The organism is Paracoccus sp. IB05 (assembly GCF_016405985.1).
Classification (GTDB): domain Bacteria; phylum Pseudomonadota; class Alphaproteobacteria; order Rhodobacterales; family Rhodobacteraceae; genus Pseudogemmobacter.
Genome location: NZ_JAEFCF010000011.1, coordinates 57,162 through 73,681, shown reverse-complemented (window position 1 = coordinate 73,681; position 16,520 = coordinate 57,162). Strand labels below are relative to the sequence as shown.

Here is a 16,520-nt window from a genome sequence, read left to right as displayed (position 1 = left end):
GTTTCACCCATTCGCTTCTTCCTGTTCGGTGACGATGAAGCCGCCTGACTGGCGTTTCCAGTACCGCGCATAGCGCCCGTCCTGTGCCAGCAGCGCCTCATGGCTGCCTTCTTCGACAATCTCGCCCTTTTCCATCACGATGATGCGATCCATCGCCGCGATGGTCGAAAGCCGGTGCGCGATGGCAAGCACGGTCTTGCCCTGCATCACCCGTTCCAGCGCCTCCTGGATCGAAGCCTCGACCTCGGAATCCAGCGCCGATGTCGCCTCATCCAGCACCAGAATCGGTGCGTTTTTCAGGAAGGCCCGCGCCAGAGCGATGCGCTGCCGCTGGCCGCCGGAAAGCTTGACGCCGCGCTCGCCAAGGAAGGCGTCATAGCCCTGGCGCCCCTGGTGATCGACCATGGAGGAGACGAAGTCATGTGCCTCGGCGGCGCGCGCCGCGGCCTCGATCTCGGCCTGCGAGGCTTCGGGATTGCCGTAAGCGATATTGTCGCGGGCGGATCGGTTGAAGGTCGCGGTTTCCTGCGTGACCATGCCGATCTGGCGGCGCAGGCTTTCCTGCGTCACGCCGCGCAGGTCATGGCCGTCAATGGTGACCGATCCTTTTTCCGGGTCGTAAAGCCGGAGCAGCAGCGAAACCAATGTCGATTTCCCCGCGCCCGAAGCGCCGACAATGCCGATCTTCTCGCCCGCCAGGATGGTCAGGCGGATGCCGCGCACCCCGCCCCGGCCTTTCTCATCGGTGCGGCCATAGGCAAAGGTCACGCCGTTATAGCCGATCTCGCCCCGGATCCCTGGCAGTTCGATCGCGCTTTCCGCATCGGCCAGCGCATGGGGGATCGAGAGCGTCTTCATCCCGTCCTCGACCTCGCCGACCGAGGTATAGATCCCCATCAGCGTGAAGGAGACCCAGCCCGACATCTGCGCGATCCTGAGCGCCACTGCGCCCGCCGCCGCGATATCCCCCGCCGTCGCCGCCCCGGCCTGCCATTGCAGCAGCGTGCCGCCAATCAGCATCACAGGCAGCACCCCCGCCAGCGTCATCAGCGCCAGCCGGAACCAGGTGGAGATCTCGCCATATTCCAGTGAGGCGTCGCGGAAATTCTCCATCGCCTTCAGCGCAACTTCATCCTCGAACCGGTGATGGGCGAACAGCTTGACGGTCTTGATATTGGTGATCGTGTCGACAACCTGCCCCGAAACCATGGCGCGGGTTGCCGCGCGGGCGGCCGAATTCTTGCGGATCCGCGGCAGGAAGAAGCGGATCATCAGCAGATACGCGGCCAGCCAGACCAGCAGCGCGACCGCAACGATGGGGTCGATGGCGATAAGGAAAATCGCTGAACCGATTACCGAGGCCAGCGCGAAACAGACGGTGTTGATGATCTCGGAGGCCGTATCGGTGACGGCGCGGGCTGCCTGCATCTGTTTGGTGGCAATGCGGCCGGCAAAGTCATTGTCGAAAAAGGTCACCGGCTGGCCAAGCGTCCAGCGATGCAGGCGCGACAGGACCAGGGGCATCACATTCGGCCCGATCACCACCGCGTTCGAGGCATTGCCAAGCCCGAAAGCCAGTGGCCTTACGATCAGGTAAAAGCCAAGAAAGCCCAGCAAAAGCCAGGCATGGGTGCTGAAAAAGGCCTCTGGCCCGGACGTGACCGCGGCATCGATCACCTGGCCGAGGATCATCGCGCTGACCACCTCGGTCACGCCGGTCAGTGCCGAAATCACGCCCGCAACCACCATCCAGGGCCAGGCGCCGCGCAGGCACCAGCGCATGAAGGCGCCGAGCTGCTGCGGTGGCGGCCCATCCGCCGGGCGGAACGCGTCGATCCTTGCGCCGAGCCAGGCGAAAACGCTCATTGCGGCTGATCCTCAGACTGGTCTTCAAGGCCGATGAATCCGCCCGATTGCCGTGCCCAGAACCGGGCATAAAGCCCGTTTTGCGCCAGCAATTCGGCATGGCTGCCCTGTTCGGCCACGCGGCCATCATCCAGGACGACAATGCGGTCCATCTCGGCAATGGTGGAAAGCCGGTGCGCGATGGCGATCACGGTCTTGCCCTGCATGACCCCGTAAAGCGCGGCCTGGATCGCCGCTTCGGCCTCGGAATCCAGCGCCGAAGTGGCCTCGTCGAGGATCAGGATCGGAGCGTCTTTCAGGATCACCCGCGCCAGAGCCACCCGCTGCCGCTGGCCGCCCGAAAGCTTCACGCCACGCTCGCCGACATGCGCGTCATAGCCGCGGCGCCCTGCAGGGTCTTCCAGCGTCAGGATGAACTCATGCGCATCGGCGCGTCTGGCGGCTGCGATCATCTCGTCTTCTGTCGCATCCGGCCGGCCATAAAGGATATTGTCGCGCACCGAACGGTGCATCAGCGAGCTGTCCTGCTGCACCATGCCGATCAGCCGGCGCAAGGAATCCTGGGTGACTTTCGTCACATCCTGGCCGTCGATCAGCACCTGGCCGCCTTCGGGGTCGTAGAACCTGAGGATCAGCTTCACCAGCGAGGATTTCCCCGCGCCCGACCGCCCGACCACACCGATTTTCTCGCCCGGACGGATCACCAGGTCGATGCCCTGGATGCCGCCCGCCTCACGCCCGTAATGGTGGCGCAGGTCTTTCAGCTCGATCAGCCCCTCGCGATAATCCAGCGGTTTCGCGCCGGTCACATCGGTCAGCTGAATGGGCTGGGTGATGGTCTGCATCCCCTCCTGCACCACGCCCAGAGCCTGGACGAGGCCGGAAAACGCCCACATGATCCAGAAGGTCATATTGTTCAGCCGCAGAACCAGAGCCGAAGCGGCGGCAACGGTTCCGGTCGAGGCCTGACCCTGAACCCAGAGCCAGACCGCCCAGCCGATGATCGCGATGATCAGGAACCCGTTCAGAAGTGTCAGCGCGAGATCCATCCTGGTGATGATCCGCATTTCCTTCTGGAAGGTCGCTCGGGCGTTTTCGATCGCCTCTTTCGCATACAGGATTTCGCGGTCGTGATGGGCGAAGAGCTTGACAGAATGGATGTTGGAATAGGCATCGACCACCCGCGCCGTCACGGCGGAACGCGCATCCGAGCTTGCCATCGCGGCCGGGCCGGCGCGGCGGATCGTCCAGCGGACCAGCGCCATGTAAAGCGCGAACCACAGCACCAGCGGCACCAGAAGGCGCGGATCGGCCTCGGCCAGCATAAGCCCGGCACCGACCACCGTGACGGCGGCAAAGGCCACCGCGTCAAATGTCTGGAACACCGCGTCACCTGCGGCGGGCGGCGTTTGCATGATGCGGTTGGCGATGCGGCCGGCAAAGTCGCTCTCGAACCAGCCGACCGGCTGGCGCAGGACATGGCGATGCGCCCGCCAGCGGATCATGGTGCCGAAATTTGGCAGGATCGTATTGTGCAACAGCGCCACGCTGCCGACCTGGATCATCGGGCGTATCACCAGGACCGCCAGCGCGATCAGCGCCACTTCCAGCCCGTGTTCGGCGAAAAAGGCGGCGGGTCCCGACGTTACCATCAGGTCAATCAGCCGCCCGAGATACCAGATCAGCGCCACTTCAATGAAGGCCGAGGCCACCGACAGGGTGCCGGTGACCGCAAAGACCTTGCGGAAGGGGCGGATATAGTCCCTCAGCCAGGGCCAGAGCCGGCGCGGCGGGGTATCCGTTTCGGAATAGGCGGTATATGGGTCGACGAGACCCTCGAAAAAGCGAAACATTTCAGCACCCGGACTTGTCCCGGGTGTCTATACGGTTTTGCGGCAGAAGGAAACTGCGGCTCAGGGCAGAGCCAGCAGTGCGTCTCTGCCGAGGGTCAGATCCGATGCGAGCCAGGCCTCTTTCAGCGCCGCCAGCCGCCGGCCAAGCGCGGGGCCGCTGTAATCCGTCATCAGATCCGCCGCGGTGACGGGGAAAGTGGCGGCGGCACCGCGCGCGACCGCGTCTTCCCAGGCCAGGGGCGGCGGGCATTCGAGCAGCGCCGCGCGCGCGAGAATGGCATCGGTGGCGGTCTCTGTGCCGAGGAGATGGCCCAGCCGGGCAGGGGCGCCGCCTTCAAGGGTGGCCTCACGCAGGCGGGTGATCTCTGTGCTCTCGGCGCGTGAGAGGCGCAGGGTCTCGCGCAGGCTCTCGCCGCCCATGACTGCGAGGCGGCGGGTCCAGCGCGGGGTGCGGCCCGCCTCGAAATGGACCAGCAAGGCGACCTGGCGCGCATCGGCGCCCGGCAGCGCGGCCGCCAGCACGCCCGCGGCCTGCATCGCCGCCAGCGCCGGCGCCGGGTCGGGGGCTGCGAGGAGCTTTTTCAGCTCGGCCCCGACCCTTTCGCGCGACAACGTGTCGACCCCGCCCGCCAGCGCCGCGCAGGCGCCGAGGCTGTCGGGGTCCGGGCCCTCGGCGGCGTCGCCATACCAGGCGTAAAAGCGGAAGAAGCGCAGGATGCGCAGGTAATCCTCGCGGATCCGCGCCTCTGCCGTGCCGACAAAGCGGATATGGCGGGCCAGGGCGTCCGCGAGGCCGCTGCCCAGAGGGTCGGTCACGGTGCCATCGGCCCGGGCATAAAGCGCGTTCATGGTGAAGTCGCGCCGCATGGCATCGTCTTCGATCCGGTCGGCAAAAGCCACCACGGCGCGGCGGCCATCGGTTTCGACATCGCGCCGCCAGGTGGTGATCTCATAGGGCGCGTCACCGATGATCACGGTGACGGTGCCATGGTCGATCCCGGTCGGCACGGCGCGATAGCCCGCCGCGCGCGCGAGTTCGATCACCCGGTCGGGGCGCGCATCGGTCGAGATATCGACATCAGCGACCGGCGCGCCGATCAGCGCATTCCTGACGCAGCCGCCCACCGCCAGGGCCTGATGGCCCGCGTTTTCCAGCAGGTGAAAGACCTGCTGGCTTTCGGTGCGGGTGAGCCAGTCACCGGTAATCTTCATGATGCAGTGGTTCTCATGACCCGTCCCGCCCGGCGGTGCGCCCGGCAAGGCCGCGCAGGATACGAGCGGTAGCGCCCCAGATATACCAGGGCCCCCAGGGCACGGTGTAATAGCGTCGCCATTCACCGCGCCACATCCGCCGCTCGATCGAATAACGCGGAATCGACAGAAGATGTGCCAGCGGCACGGTGAAGACCTCTGCGACCTCGCCGGCCTCGGGGCGCGGGGCAAACGGGGCCGCTACCAGCCCCAGAACCGGGGTGACCTGAAAGCCGGTCACCGTCTCATGGTCCGGCAGGCGGCCAAGGATCTCGACCGCGCCGGGGGCAAGTCCGGTCTCCTCCCATGCCTCGCGCAGGGCGGTGGCCTCGGGGCCTGCATCCCCTTCGTCGGTCTTGCCGCCCGGGAAGGCGATCTGGCCGGGATGGTGTTTCAGCTGCGAGGAGCGTTTCGTCAGCATGACCCGCGCGCCGCCCTGGGTCAGCAGCACCGGGATCAGCACGGCAGCGGGGCGCAGTTTGCGCCCCTCGGGCAGGCGGATGCCGGGGTTCAGGTCGTAATCCGACGATGGAAGGGCGGCCCCTGGCAAAGCCAGGAGCTGCCGCAGCGTCTCGGGCGAAAGGTTAGCCGCCATTGCCGGTGGCGCTGGCCGCAGCTGTGCCCTCAAAGCCGAGCGTCGCCGGGTCCATCTCGTAATGCGCGCCGCAGAACTGGCAATCGGCGGTGACCTTGCCTTCGGCTGTCGTCATATGGGCGATGTCTTTCTGGCTGTAGATCGAGAGCGTGTTGCGCACCTTGTCTTCCGAGCACGAACAGCCGAACCGCAACGGCTGTGCGTCAAACACCCGGGGCTCTTCCTCGTGGAACAGCCGCACCAGCAGTTCCGTCGGCGCGACATTGGGCCCGATCAACTCCAGCGTCTCGACCGTGTCGAGGAGGTGATTGGCGCGGTTCCAGTCCTCGGCCGGTGCGCCGGAAAGAATATCGGCATGGGTCAGCAGCCCGCTTTCGCCCGAGCCCTGCGCCGCGGCCACACCGCCGGTTTGCGGCATATGTTGCAGCATGATGCCGCCCGCGCGCCAGCCGGCCTCACGCCCCGGCTCGTGGCTTTTGCCAAAGCTCAGCGCAAAACGGGTCGGGATCTGTTCGGATTGCGCGAAATAGCTTTCGGCACAGGATCTCAGGCTGCCCCCGGCGATGGGGGTAAAGCCCTGATAGGGCAGCATCCCTTCCCCCTGGTCGAGCATGACCGCGAAATACCCCTCGCCGATCAGCGAGAAAGGATCATCGGTTTCCGAAACCCGGTCGGCATCATAGCTGGCATAGGCGCGGATGCGGGCGGGTTCGCCCTCTGCGGTCGGGCCGTAATAATCGGTGGCGATCAGCCGGGCCGCACCATTGCCCCGGATCTGCAGCGAGAGCTTCCAGCGCAGTTTGATCGTCTGCCCGATCAGTGCGGTCAGAAGCGCACATTCTGCCACCAGCGCCTCGATGGCGGGCGGGTATTTGTGTTTCGAGAGGACCTGGTCAAGCACCCCGTCCAGCCGCGCGACCCGGCCACGGATGCCGCTGAGGTCAAGCTGGAAGGGAAGGACCGTGTCATCCCATGCGATTTTGGAGCCGATCTGGATCCCGGTTGCCATAGATTTATCCTCGGGCGCGGAATTTGCGCATGTCTGAAGGGCTGAGACCCGGGCAGGGCCAGGGCTCTGCACGCGCACGCCATCAGCCTTGCCCATCAGGGCGGGCTCTGGCAAGGCTGGAGGCAGAACGGCGCCCGGGCCGGGACTGGGTTCGACGGCCTATATAGGCGCGCCAGGGCGGGTGACCAAGGGGGGCAGTTTATGGGGCGCTGTATGGGGATGCGATGATCAGGCGGTATGGCGAGGCGGTGAAACCCGGGCAGCAGTATCGCCGGCGACCAGGGGCCTATGCGGTTCTGTGGCGCGCGGGCCGGATCCTGACCACCTTCCAGCAAAGTCCGGTGCCGGAGTTTCAGCTGCCGGGCGGCGGGATAGATCCGGGCGAGAACCCGCTCGCGGCGCTGCATCGCGAGGTCTTTGAGGAGACCGGCTGGAAGATCGACGCGCCGCGCCGGATCGGGACCTATCGACGGTTCACCTTCATGCCGGATTATGACTTCTGGGCCGAGAAGGTCTGCACGGTCTGGCTGGCACGGCCGGTCCTGCGGCACGGGCCACCGCGCGAGCCGGGACACACGGCAGTCTGGCTGAGCCCGGGCGAGGCGCTGGAGCTTTTGGGCAGTGAAGGCGATCGCGCCATGCTGGCACGGGTCCTGGCTGGCCTGTGACAGATCTGGCCTGTGACAGATCTGGCCGGTGACAGATCTGGCCGGTGACAGATCTGGCCGGTGACGGAAGCGGGGGGCCAGCCCCCCGCACCCCCCCGGAGTATTTCAGTCAAGAGGAAGAGAGGCGCTCAGAGCCCTGCTTCGGCCTCGGTCAGGAGGTCTTCGGCGACGAGGCGGCGCGCGAGGCCTTCCCAGCTTTCGACCTGATGGGTGCGCCAGCCGCGCCTGGCGGCGGCGGCGATATTATCGGCGCGGTCATCGGCAAAGAGCAGCCGGTCGGGGGCAATGCCGCAATCCGCCTCGACATGGGCGTAGAGCGCGGGGTCGGGTTTCACCAGTTTCAGGCGGCCCGAGATATAGAGCCGGTCGAAATCGGCGAGGAAGCCGTAGCGCAGCAGGGCATGGTCCCAGGAGCCATCGCCGAAATTCGTCAGGGCGAAAACCGGGATGCCTTTGGCGCGCAAAGTGTCGCGCAAGCGGATCGCTCCGGTGATCGGCGGCGAGGCGAGGTCGTGCCAGCGGTCATGCCACATCATGATCTCGGCCGCCCAGGCCGGATGGCGTGCGGCGAGTTCCTCGATCGAGGCGCGGAAAGGCGCGCCGGCGTCGATCTCGTCATTCACTTCCATCAGGCCGGTTTCAGCAAAGAGGGCGCGGCGGCGGGTCTCGCCGATCTCGCGGTCGTAGAAACCCTCGGGATCCCAGCGGAGCAGCACATTGCCGATGTCGAAGATGACGGCTTCGGGTTTCACGTCTTTTTCCTTTTGCCGATGATCGCCTCGCGCCAGACGATATAGATGCCCGAGCCGCAGATCAGCGCGATGCCGCCCCAGGAGGTGAGGTCGGGCCAGGTGCCGAAAATGGTGACGCCCCAGAAAATCGCCATCGGCATTCCGGTATAGTCGAAAGGGGCGAGGATGGCGGCTTCGGTGGTGCGATAGGCCTGGGCGATCATCAGCCCGCCGCTCACCACGCAGCAGCCGGTCAGCAAAAGCCAGGGGATATCGGCAAGCGGCGGCCAGATCCAGGGGCGCAACAGAAAGCTCCAGAGTTCATCTCCGGTGTCGAACCGGCCGTCACCGCAGATCAGACCCATGAGCGATGACAGGATGATGAAACCCGAGATGACATAGAAAGAAAATGTCATCGCCGTCTCGGTTTCGCGCATTGATCGGGTCATCAGATTGCCGATGGCATAGAGCAGCGAAGACAGGAGCACGAGGACGGCGGCGATCTGGATGACCCCGGCGCCGGGTCGCAGGATCAGGATCGTGCCAACCAGGCCGAGGAATACCGCGAACCAGCGCCTTGGTCCGACACGTTCATGCAGCGCAAGGACGGAAAGTGCTGTGACCATCAGCGGGCTGGTATAGGACACCGCCGCGGCATCGGCCATCGGCATCACGGCCAGACCGGTGTAATAGGCCGAGTTCGAGATCAGGATGACGAAAACGCGGGTCAGATGGCCAGGCAGCCTTCTGGTGCGCAGCTGAGCAAAGCCGCGCCCGGAGCGCGCGATCAGGAACAGGAGGACCGTCATCCCGACAAGCGAGCGGATCAGGATGATCTGATGCAGCGCATAGCCGCTGGCAAGCTGCTTGATCGCCATATCATTGACCGAGTAAAGCGCGGTGCCTCCTGCCGCAAGCAGGATGCCGGTCAGAACCGGCGAGGGGCCGGACGGGCCGGCATGTTGTATGGGCTCAGACATGATGGCAGCAGGTTCAGCCTGCTTTTCCGCCCGCGTCTGTCCTGCCCGCGACATCGGCGCGGCGCATCACGCGATCCAGCGATTCCAGAAACCGCGAGCGGTCGGCTTTCGAGAAAGGACGCCCGCCGCCCTGCCGGAACGGATCGGCCGAGCGCAGGTCGGCCATCAGATCCCGGGTGGCCAGAACCGAGCCGATATTGCGCTCATGCAGCTCTTCCCCATTGGGTTTGACCACAAAAGCGCCGCCTTCTATCACGCGCGCGGCCAATGGGATGTCCGAGGTCACCACCACATCACCGCGCCCCGCGTGATCCGCGATCCAGCGATCGGCCTCATCCAGCCCCTGACCGACATAGACTGACGAGACCAGTGGATTGGCCGAGGGCCGGATGCCGCCATTCGAGACCAGCACCATCGGCTGGCGCAGCCGGGTCGCGACCTGTTCGGCCTCGGCTTTCACCGGGCAGGCATCGGCGTCGATATAAAGGGTCATCGGGCTTTCCTGAAGAGCGGCGGCTCCTGTGACGGATTGCGGAAGCCTCCGGCGGGGATATTTAGAGACAGAAAATATTCAGCGCTCGCCTTGCATTTTCTGTCTCTAAATATCCCGGGGGAGAGGCCCTGAAAGGGCCGAGGGGGCAGGGCCCCCTCCTGGTCTTCAGCCTCTCAGCGCATCGACATGGAAAGAAATGTGATCTTCGATGAAGGAGGACACGAAGAAATAGCTGTGGTCATAGCCTTTCTGCATCCGGAAGGTGCCGCCCTGGCGGCGTTCGGTCATCGCGGCGGCAAGGGCTTCGGGTTTCAGCAGGTCAATGAACTGATCAGAGGTGCCCTGATCGATCAGCACCGGTCCGTCAAAGCCACGTTTGCGCATCAGCGCCGAGGCGTCATGCGGCGCCCATGTGCTCTCATCCGCGCCGAGATAGGCGGTGAACTGTTTGCGGCCCCAGTCTGACGCCATCGGGTTGCAGATCGGTGAAAAGGCCGAGACCGAGGAGAAGCGGCCCGGGAAACTCATTGCGATGGTCAGCGCGCCATGGCCGCCCATCGAATGGCCGGTGATCGCCTGGAGGCCTTCCTCCAGCGGGAAAGCGCGGAACACGAGGTCCGGCAGCTCATCGGTCACATAATCCCACATCTTGTAATGCCTGGCCCAGGGGCCTTCGGTCGCATTCACATAGAAGCCGGCGCCCTGGCCCAGATCATAGGCCTCGTCATTGGCGACAGCCTCGCCGCGCGGGCTGGTATCAGGGAAGATCAGCGCGATGCCGGCTTCGGCGGCCCAGCGTTGCGCGCCGGCTTTCACCATCGCATTCTCATGCGTGCAGGTCAGGCCCGAGAGATACCACAACAGCGGCACCGGCCCGTCTTCGGCCCCTTCCGGCAGGAAAAGGCCAAAGGTCATATCGGTCCGCGTGGTCTCCGAAGCGTGGCTATAGACGCCCTGCACCCCACCAAAGCAACGGTTTTCCGAAATCGTCTTCATGGTCTCTCCTCTTCGTCTCCGGGTGAGGCGGAACCTGGCCCCCTCCGGCTTTGGCGCCACCATGGAGATATTGCCGCGCCGGAGCAAGGGGCGCGGGCGCGGCTAGCCGCCGCCGATCAGCACGCCGGCGGCAAAGACCAGCGCGCCGCCCAGCACGACCTGGAAGGCCGCGCGCAGGAATGGCGTCTCCATATAGCGGTTCTGGATCCAGGCGATGGCCCAGAGTTCGAAGAACACCACGATCATCGCGATGGTGGTGGCGAGGTGGAAATTCGGGATCAGATAAGGCAGCGCATGGCCGAGCCCGCCAAGGGCCGTCATCACCCCGGTCGCGATGCCGCGCTTGAGCGGGCTGCCGCGCCCCGAGATCCGGCCATCATCCGCCGCGGCCTCGGTAAAGCCCATCGAGATCCCGGCGCCGACCGAGGCGGCCAGCCCCACCAGAAAGGTCGTATGGGTGTTTTGCGTCGCGAAAGCCGTGGCGAAGATCGGCGCGAGCGTCGAGACCGAGCCATCCATCAGCCCGGCAAGGCCTGGCTGCACCCAGGTCAGGATGAACTGGCGCTTTTCCGTCTGGCTCTCGGCAGCACTGGCATCGTCGCTCAGATGGGTCTTTGTCAGCTGATCGGCTGCCCGTTCATGGGCCGATTCCGCCTGGGCCAGATCGCCCAGCAATTTGCGCGTCGCCGCATCGGTGGCATGGGCGGCGGCGCTTTCATAAAAGGCGCCGGCCTCGCGTTCCATCTTTGCCGCCTCGGCCCGGATCAGGTCCAGCGACATCTGCGCCTTCAGCCAGACCGGCCTGCGCATATGGAACCCTGCCACATGTTCGCGCCGGATCAGTGGGATCACCTGGCCGAACCGGCTGGTGAAAAGGTCGATCAGCGCGCGGCGATGGCCATCTTCCTCAAGCGCCATCCCGTCAAACACCGCCGCGCTGGCGGGGTATTCCGCCCGGAGACGGTCGGCGTAATGGCGGTAAATGCGGGCATCATCTTCCTCTGACGAGATCGCCAGTGCGAGGATCTCGGTCTCCGAGAGATCCCGGAGCCGGCGGCGGGATAAGCGCGCGGTCAACATCTCGGACCTCCCTCACAGCGACGTCACTGAAGCACCCCTGCACCATCTTTGCGCGATAGGCTGCATTGCGGTCAGCTAGCCTGCTGCGCTGCCGGAAGGCCAGCCGGAAATTCGGGCCCGGGCGCAAATTGACAAGCCTCATGGTTGCCAACTGCCCGACCCGCGGCCATGATGCTGCTGTTATGACATGTATTTCCGACTCCGAGGTCCGCAGAGGCCGAAAATTTGATCAGGTTCAGGAAGGCGCATTGCGTGTTTTCCTGCGCGATGGGTTTGAAGGCGCATCGGTAGATGAGATCGCCCGCGAGGCCGGGGTTTCCAAGGCCACGCTCTATTCCTACTTCCCCGACAAACGCGTGATGTTTGCCGAGGTGTTCAGCGCCGAATGCCAGCGCCAGGCCAGCCTTGCCGAGGCGGATATGACGCAGACGCCCCCGGCGCGCGAGTTTCTGGCCCAGTCCTCGCGGCGGGTGATCCGCTTTGCGCTGTCGGATTTCGGGCGGCAGCTCTTCCGGCTGGTGGTGGGCGAAGTGTCGCGCTTTCCCGAACTTGCGCGGCAGTTCTATGTGAACGGGCCGGGGATCGTCAGAGGGCGGCTGGAGATCCGCCTGCGCGAGCTGGCGGCACGCGGCGAGCTGGAGATCGCGGATTTCGATATTGCGGTGGATCAGTTCGTGCAGCTGGCGAAATCGACAGTCCATGACCGGGCGATGCTGAACCTCGTCGATGATATCCATCCCGAAGAGATTGAGCGCGCGGTTGCGGCCACGGTGGAGATGTTCATGGCGCGCTACGGGGCGAAAGGCTGAGGCGCGTGCTCTCCGTGCGTCCTCTGGGCTGGCCATAAACGGCAGGCCAGCCCGCCTCGGCGGCAATCTGTCAGCTGCAAAGAGCCGAGGCCAGCCATTCCCTGAGGGACGCAGGGTTGCGCTTGTGCAGGATCACAGGCGGGGCCCGGGCGCCGCTAAAGGGGGCGGGACACCGCCCGACTCAAGCAGCAGATAATCCTGACCATCCGCATGGCCATCACCTGCCTGCGTGAACTGATTTGCCCGATAGAACGCAAGTGCCGGGGTGTTCACTGCGACGCATTTGAGACGGTAGGGGGCGGTCGGCCAGCCGGGCAAGGCCCTGAGAAGGGCTGACCCGATGCCACGGCGTGGAAGTTCTGGGTCAACATGCAGGTGATGGATGAATCGGTCAGGTTCCCAGACCGAGATGAACCCCAGAATCCGACCGGCATCCACTGCGACAAATTTCAACTCATCGACTGTCTGGATGTCGAAATCCTCTGCACGCAGCGAGGAAGGCACCTCCCAGACGAAGGCCGAGCGTCTTGATCGCAGGAACAGGTCCCGCAAAGCCGGCAAGTCTCGGGCGTCGGCAATTCGGGTAATCAGGGTCCGACCCTTTCCTGGGCTTATGGCAGTGTCCGGTCTTTTGGTCAGTCAATCAGATCAATGGCACCCCGCTCCGGTTAAGGAGCCTGAAGACCACCCTGGCAATTATGCGAGGATGGCAGGCGTGCATCCGCGGCAGCCGAAACGCGAAACGGTCCTCAGGCACTGAATTCTGCAAAGAAATGGCCGGGCGCCTGGCTCAGCCATTCTCCTTGAGGATCTGCCCCGCGAGATAGAGCGAGCCGCAGATCAACACCCGTGCCTCAGGCGCCCCGGCGGCGATTTCGTCAAGCGCGGCCTGGACGGATCCTGCAACTGCGGCAGGGATCCCGGCGGTTGCAGCCGCATCGCGCGTTGCCGTGGCCGGCAGGGTATTTGGCTCGCCCGGGATCTCGACCGCGATCAGGCGCCGCAGTGCGGGGGCGAGCGGGCGCATATAGCCCGTCACATCCTTGGTGTTGAGCATGCCGCAAATCGCGTAAGTGTCGCGCGCCGGCATCCGGGCCAGCGTTGCCGCCACCGCTTCGCCGCCCGCCGGATTGTGGCCGCCGTCAAGCCAGAGCTCAATGCCCGGCGCCGATGCCGCAAGCGGGCCTTGTGTCAGACGTTGCATCCGGGCGGGCCAGATGGCGCGGGTGACGGCGGCCTCGCAGGCGGCCTCATCCCGGCCGAGATGGCGCAGCGCGGCAATTGCCGCCCCGGCATTCTGGATCTGATGCGGCCCCGGCAGATTGGGCAGGGGCAGATCCAGCAGGCCGTTTTCGTCCTGGTAAACCATACGGCCGCGCTCTTCGGCGATCTGCCAGTGCTGACCGAAGGCAAAGACCGGTGCGCCAAGACGGGCGGCCTTTGCCTCGATCACCGCGAGGCCCGCCTCTTCCTGGGGCCCGACCACGACAGGCACACCGCGCTTGATGATCCCGGCTTTCTCGCCGGCGATCTCGGGCAGCGTCTCGCCGAGATATTGCTGATGGTCGACCGAGACCGGCGTGAGGATCGTCAGGCGCGGCTGGTCTACGACATTGGTGGCATCAAGCCGCCCGCCAAGCCCGACCTCAAGCAGCGTGAAATCTGCCGGGACCCGCGAGAAAGCGAGCATTGCCGCGACGGTGGTGATTTCGAAAAATGTGATCGGCTCACCGCCATTGGCGGCAATGCATTCATCCAGCAGCGCCATCAGCGCCGGTTCCGAAATCAGCTCGCCCGCGAGCCGGATCCGCTCGTGGAACCGGGCCAGATGCGGCGAGGTATAGGCATGGACCTTTGCGCCCGAGGCCTCGAGCCCGGCGCGGATCATCGCCTGGGTCGAGCCCTTGCCATTGGTGCCCGCGAGATGGATCACCGGTGGCAGGTTGCGCTCCGGGTGGCCGAGAGCGGCCAGCAGGCGATGCACGCGATCAAGCGTCAGGTCGATGATTTTTGGATGAAAGCTCATCATCCGCTCAAGGATCGCATCCGATCCGGTGCTGTCTGGCATGGTCATCTCAGAGCGGCGCGCGTGTGATGGCGGACAGCGCGTCATTCACCGCAAAAGCATGCGCGACAATGCCGGTGATGCCGAAGGCTGCGAGCCGGGCCGAATGTTTCACGCGGTAAGCCTCTGCCGCGTCAGCCGAGGCGAAGAGGTAGACCCCGCCTGCACGGCCGCTGTCCTGGTTCTCCGTCCAGATCTTCCACAAAAGCCCCGGCTCTCCGGCGATGTCCTGTGCCAGGTCCTCCATGGCCGCAGTCATCCCGGCCCCCCAGGGGCCGGTGAAGGGGAAGTCGAACTGAAGAAGTGTGACAGACATTGCGAATGCCTTTCCTGGCTCAGCTTTTGAGTGTTTCGGAGGCCGGAGCCGTGGTCCCGACCGGGGCCGGCTCGGGCGCGGCGAGATCGGCGCGGATCGCCGGGGGCTGGCCGGTGAGCATCCTGAGGATGGTGATCAGCTCTTCCCGCAGGGATTTGCGATGGGTCACACGGTCAAGCATGCCGTGATCCAGCAGATATTCGGCGCGCTGGAACCCTTCGGGGAGCTTTTCGCGGATGGTCTGCTCGATCACGCGCGGCCCGGCGAAGCAGATCAGCGCATTGGGTTCGGCGATCTGCACATCGCCCAGCATCGCGTAAGAGGCCGTGACACCGCCGGTGGTCGGATGCGTCAGCACCACAATATAGGGAAGCCCCGCCTCTTTCAGCATCTGGATCGCCACGGTCGTGCGCGGCATCTGCATAAGGGCCAGGATCCCCTCCTGCATCCGGGCGCCGCCGGCGGCGGAAAAGACCACGAAGGGCTTCTTCATCTGAACCGCGCGCTCGGCGCCGGCGATGAAGGCATTGCCGACATACATCGACAGCGAGCCGCCGATAAAGGCGAAATCCTGGGCGGCGGCGACAATGGGGGTGCGGCCGATCTCGCCCTCGGCGACCAGCATCGCCTCTTTCTCGCCGGTCGATTTCTGCGCGGCTTTCAGGCGGTCGGGATATTTCTTCTGGTCGCGGAAATGCAGCGGATCGGCGATGGGTTCGGGAACCTTAACTTCCGTAAAAATGCCGCCGTCGAACAGCGCGGTAAAGCGATCCCGCGGGCTGATCGCCATATGGTGATCGCAATTCGAGCAGACATTGAGATTGGCCTCGAGCTCGCGATGGAACAGCATGGTTCCGCATTCCGGACATTTGGTCCACAGGTTCTCGGGCACCTCGCGCCGCGAGAAGAGCGAGTTGATCTTCGGGCGGACGTAATTGGTGATCCAGTTCATATGCAGGCCTTTCCACCGGGGACGTTTCGGGGGTCTGAGGTTCGGGTTCCGAGATAAGGCCCCGGCGCCCTGAATGCAATGCAAAGGCCTGGGGCTGGTGGCGAAGAGGGGGCCCGCCCCCTCGCGGCTCTGCCGCTCACCCCCGGGATATTGAAAGACAGAAAATGAGGCAGAAGAATTGCTGAATTTTCTGTCCTTAAATATCCCCGCCGGAGGCATCCGCAGACTGCAAATAGCCCTGCGATCTCAGAGTTTGCGCCGCGCCCGCAAGGCGGCTCCAAGCGTGCCGTCATCGAGATGGTCGAGTTCGCCGCCGACCGGCACGCCCTGGGCAAGCGTGGTGATTTGCGCTGTGGTGACCGTCAGCGCATCGGCGATGTAATGCGCGGTGGTTTGGGCGTCGATGGTTGCGCTCAGCGCGAGGATCACTTCGGTGACCGCCTCGTCCGAGACCCTTGCGACAAGTCGCGGGATGCCCAGCTCTTCGGGGCCAAGCCCGTCCAGCGCCGAAAGTGTGCCTCCGAGCACCTGGTAGCGGCCGCGAAACACGCCTGCGCGTTCCAGGGCCCAGAGATCGGCGACATCTTCGACCACGCAAAGCTCTCCGGTGGCCCGGGACGGGTCCTGGCAGATCGGGCAGAGATCAGCGGTCGAGATATTGCCGCAAATCCGGCAGTCGCGGGCGTTCAGCGCCACTTCGGCCAGCGATTGCGCCAGCGGCGCCATGACCTGAGCGCGGCGTTTCAGCATGGCCAGCACCGCGCGCCGGGCCGAGCGCGGACCGAGGCCCGGCAGCCGCGACATCAGCTGGATCAGCGTTTCGATCCCGGTCTCGTCAGGGGGGCGCGTCACAGGG

General features: G+C 64.9%; 17 protein-coding genes. 2 read left to right on the top strand and 15 right to left on the bottom strand.

The genetic code is table 11. The features are described 5' to 3' along the window. Positions 1-3 precede the first annotated feature (3 nt). From JC607_RS09655 to JC607_RS09635, 5 genes are read right to left on the bottom strand one after another with little or no spacing between them, the layout of a single operon-like run. Complete coding sequence (locus JC607_RS09655) at positions 4-1,866, bottom strand: ABC transporter ATP-binding protein (RefSeq protein WP_198836712.1); 1,863 nt, start codon at positions 1,864-1,866, stop codon at positions 4-6. Next, positions 1,863-3,719, bottom strand: coding sequence for an ABC transporter ATP-binding protein (locus JC607_RS09650; protein ID WP_198836711.1), 1,857 nt, complete (start codon positions 3,717-3,719; stop codon positions 1,863-1,865). Before JC607_RS09650 ends, JC607_RS09655 begins: the two co-directional genes overlap by 4 nt. A gap of 60 nt (positions 3,720-3,779) precedes the next feature. After that, entirely contained in the window at positions 3,780-4,931 is a 1,152-nt protein-coding gene (locus tag JC607_RS09645; RefSeq protein WP_198836710.1) for a CCA tRNA nucleotidyltransferase, read from the bottom strand. 13 nt (positions 4,932-4,944) lie between these two features. Further along, complete coding sequence (locus tag JC607_RS09640) at positions 4,945-5,565, bottom strand: CoA pyrophosphatase (RefSeq protein ID WP_198836709.1); 621 nt, start codon at positions 5,563-5,565, stop codon at positions 4,945-4,947. After that, positions 5,555-6,574, bottom strand: a complete 1,020-nt coding sequence (locus JC607_RS09635; protein WP_233092817.1) for an Hsp33 family molecular chaperone HslO — start codon at positions 6,572-6,574, stop codon at positions 5,555-5,557. The genes JC607_RS09640 and JC607_RS09635 overlap by 11 nt, the downstream gene beginning before the upstream one ends. A 224-nt stretch (positions 6,575-6,798) precedes the next feature. Between JC607_RS09635 and JC607_RS09630 the strand changes: the two genes are divergently transcribed. Next, positions 6,799-7,242, top strand: coding sequence for an NUDIX hydrolase (locus JC607_RS09630; RefSeq protein WP_198836708.1), 444 nt, complete (start codon positions 6,799-6,801; stop codon positions 7,240-7,242). Positions 7,243-7,370: 128 nt separating this feature from the next. Here the strand turns inward: JC607_RS09630 and JC607_RS09625 are convergent, their stop codons facing one another. From JC607_RS09625 to mbfA, 5 genes are all read right to left on the bottom strand, one after another. Then, a complete protein-coding gene (locus tag JC607_RS09625) occupies positions 7,371-7,994 on the bottom strand; it encodes an HAD-IA family hydrolase (protein WP_198836707.1) in 624 nt (207 codons plus the stop codon). Further along, the gene (locus tag JC607_RS09620; protein ID WP_198836706.1) at positions 7,991-8,953 is read right to left on the bottom strand and encodes a DMT family transporter; all 963 of its coding nucleotides are present in this window, start codon (positions 8,951-8,953) and stop codon (positions 7,991-7,993) included. The genes JC607_RS09625 and JC607_RS09620 overlap by 4 nt, the downstream gene beginning before the upstream one ends. Before the next feature lie 13 nt (positions 8,954-8,966). Then, positions 8,967-9,446, bottom strand: coding sequence for a YaiI/YqxD family protein (locus JC607_RS09615; protein WP_198836705.1), 480 nt, complete (start codon positions 9,444-9,446; stop codon positions 8,967-8,969). A 165-nt stretch (positions 9,447-9,611) separates the two neighbouring features. Next, positions 9,612-10,442, bottom strand: coding sequence for an S-formylglutathione hydrolase (fghA, locus tag JC607_RS09610; RefSeq protein WP_198836704.1), 831 nt, complete (start codon positions 10,440-10,442; stop codon positions 9,612-9,614). Between the two features lie 102 nt (positions 10,443-10,544). After that, the gene (gene mbfA / locus JC607_RS09605; RefSeq protein ID WP_198836703.1) at positions 10,545-11,522 is read right to left on the bottom strand and encodes an iron exporter MbfA; all 978 of its coding nucleotides are present in this window, start codon (positions 11,520-11,522) and stop codon (positions 10,545-10,547) included. A gap of 248 nt (positions 11,523-11,770) precedes the next feature. Here mbfA and JC607_RS09600 point away from each other — a divergent pair, with 248 nt between their 5' ends. Beyond that, positions 11,771-12,331 carry a TetR/AcrR family transcriptional regulator gene (locus JC607_RS09600; protein WP_370584779.1) on the top strand — a complete coding sequence of 187 codons (561 nt, stop codon included), beginning with the start codon at positions 11,771-11,773 and terminating at the stop codon, positions 12,329-12,331. A 132-nt stretch (positions 12,332-12,463) separates the two neighbouring features. Here JC607_RS09600 and JC607_RS26000 read toward each other — a convergent pair whose 3' ends face one another. The 5 genes from JC607_RS26000 to recR all read right to left on the bottom strand — a co-directional run bounded on the left by JC607_RS26000 (position 12,464) and on the right by recR (position 16,516). After that, positions 12,464-12,883, bottom strand: coding sequence for an N-acetyltransferase family protein (locus tag JC607_RS26000; RefSeq protein ID WP_370584778.1), 420 nt, complete (start codon positions 12,881-12,883; stop codon positions 12,464-12,466). Positions 12,884-13,121: 238 nt separating this feature from the next. Further along, positions 13,122-14,405 carry a folylpolyglutamate synthase/dihydrofolate synthase family protein gene (locus JC607_RS09590; RefSeq protein ID WP_198836700.1) on the bottom strand — a complete coding sequence of 428 codons (1,284 nt, stop codon included), beginning with the start codon at positions 14,403-14,405 and terminating at the stop codon, positions 13,122-13,124. A 1-nt stretch (position 14,406) separates the two neighbouring features. Further along, complete coding sequence (locus JC607_RS09585; RefSeq protein WP_198836699.1) at positions 14,407-14,712, bottom strand: monooxygenase; 306 nt, start codon at positions 14,710-14,712, stop codon at positions 14,407-14,409. Positions 14,713-14,731: 19 nt separating this feature from the next. After that, on the bottom strand, positions 14,732-15,664 hold the full coding sequence (gene accD, locus JC607_RS09580; protein WP_198836698.1) for an acetyl-CoA carboxylase, carboxyltransferase subunit beta: 933 nt from the start codon (positions 15,662-15,664) through the stop codon (positions 14,732-14,734). A 246-nt stretch (positions 15,665-15,910) separates the two neighbouring features. Next, positions 15,911-16,516, bottom strand: a complete 606-nt coding sequence (gene recR / locus JC607_RS09575; protein ID WP_198836697.1) for a recombination mediator RecR — start codon at positions 16,514-16,516, stop codon at positions 15,911-15,913. Positions 16,517-16,520: the final 4 nt, after the last annotated feature.

Coding starts and splice junctions, on each gene's coding strand:
- fghA (WP_198836704.1), bottom strand. CDS start 10,442: ATGAAGACGATTTCGGAAAACCGTTGCTTTGGTGGGGTGCAGGGCGTC.
- JC607_RS09630 (WP_198836708.1), top strand. CDS start 6,799: ATGATCAGGCGGTATGGCGAGGCGGTGAAACCCGGGCAGCAGTATCGC.
- JC607_RS09635 (WP_233092817.1), bottom strand. CDS start 6,574: ATGGCAACCGGGATCCAGATCGGCTCCAAAATCGCATGGGATGACACG.
- JC607_RS09620 (WP_198836706.1), bottom strand. CDS start 8,953: ATGTCTGAGCCCATACAACATGCCGGCCCGTCCGGCCCCTCGCCGGTT.
- JC607_RS09655 (WP_198836712.1), bottom strand. CDS start 1,866: ATGAGCGTTTTCGCCTGGCTCGGCGCAAGGATCGACGCGTTCCGCCCG.
- accD (WP_198836698.1), bottom strand. CDS start 15,664: ATGAACTGGATCACCAATTACGTCCGCCCGAAGATCAACTCGCTCTTC.
- JC607_RS09590 (WP_198836700.1), bottom strand. CDS start 14,405: ATGACCATGCCAGACAGCACCGGATCGGATGCGATCCTTGAGCGGATG.
- JC607_RS09615 (WP_198836705.1), bottom strand. CDS start 9,446: ATGACCCTTTATATCGACGCCGATGCCTGCCCGGTGAAAGCCGAGGCC.
- JC607_RS09650 (WP_198836711.1), bottom strand. CDS start 3,719: ATGTTTCGCTTTTTCGAGGGTCTCGTCGACCCATATACCGCCTATTCC.
- JC607_RS09645 (WP_198836710.1), bottom strand. CDS start 4,931: ATGAAGATTACCGGTGACTGGCTCACCCGCACCGAAAGCCAGCAGGTC.
- JC607_RS09640 (WP_198836709.1), bottom strand. CDS start 5,565: ATGGCGGCTAACCTTTCGCCCGAGACGCTGCGGCAGCTCCTGGCTTTG.
- mbfA (WP_198836703.1), bottom strand. CDS start 11,522: ATGTTGACCGCGCGCTTATCCCGCCGCCGGCTCCGGGATCTCTCGGAG.
- JC607_RS09585 (WP_198836699.1), bottom strand. CDS start 14,712: ATGTCTGTCACACTTCTTCAGTTCGACTTCCCCTTCACCGGCCCCTGG.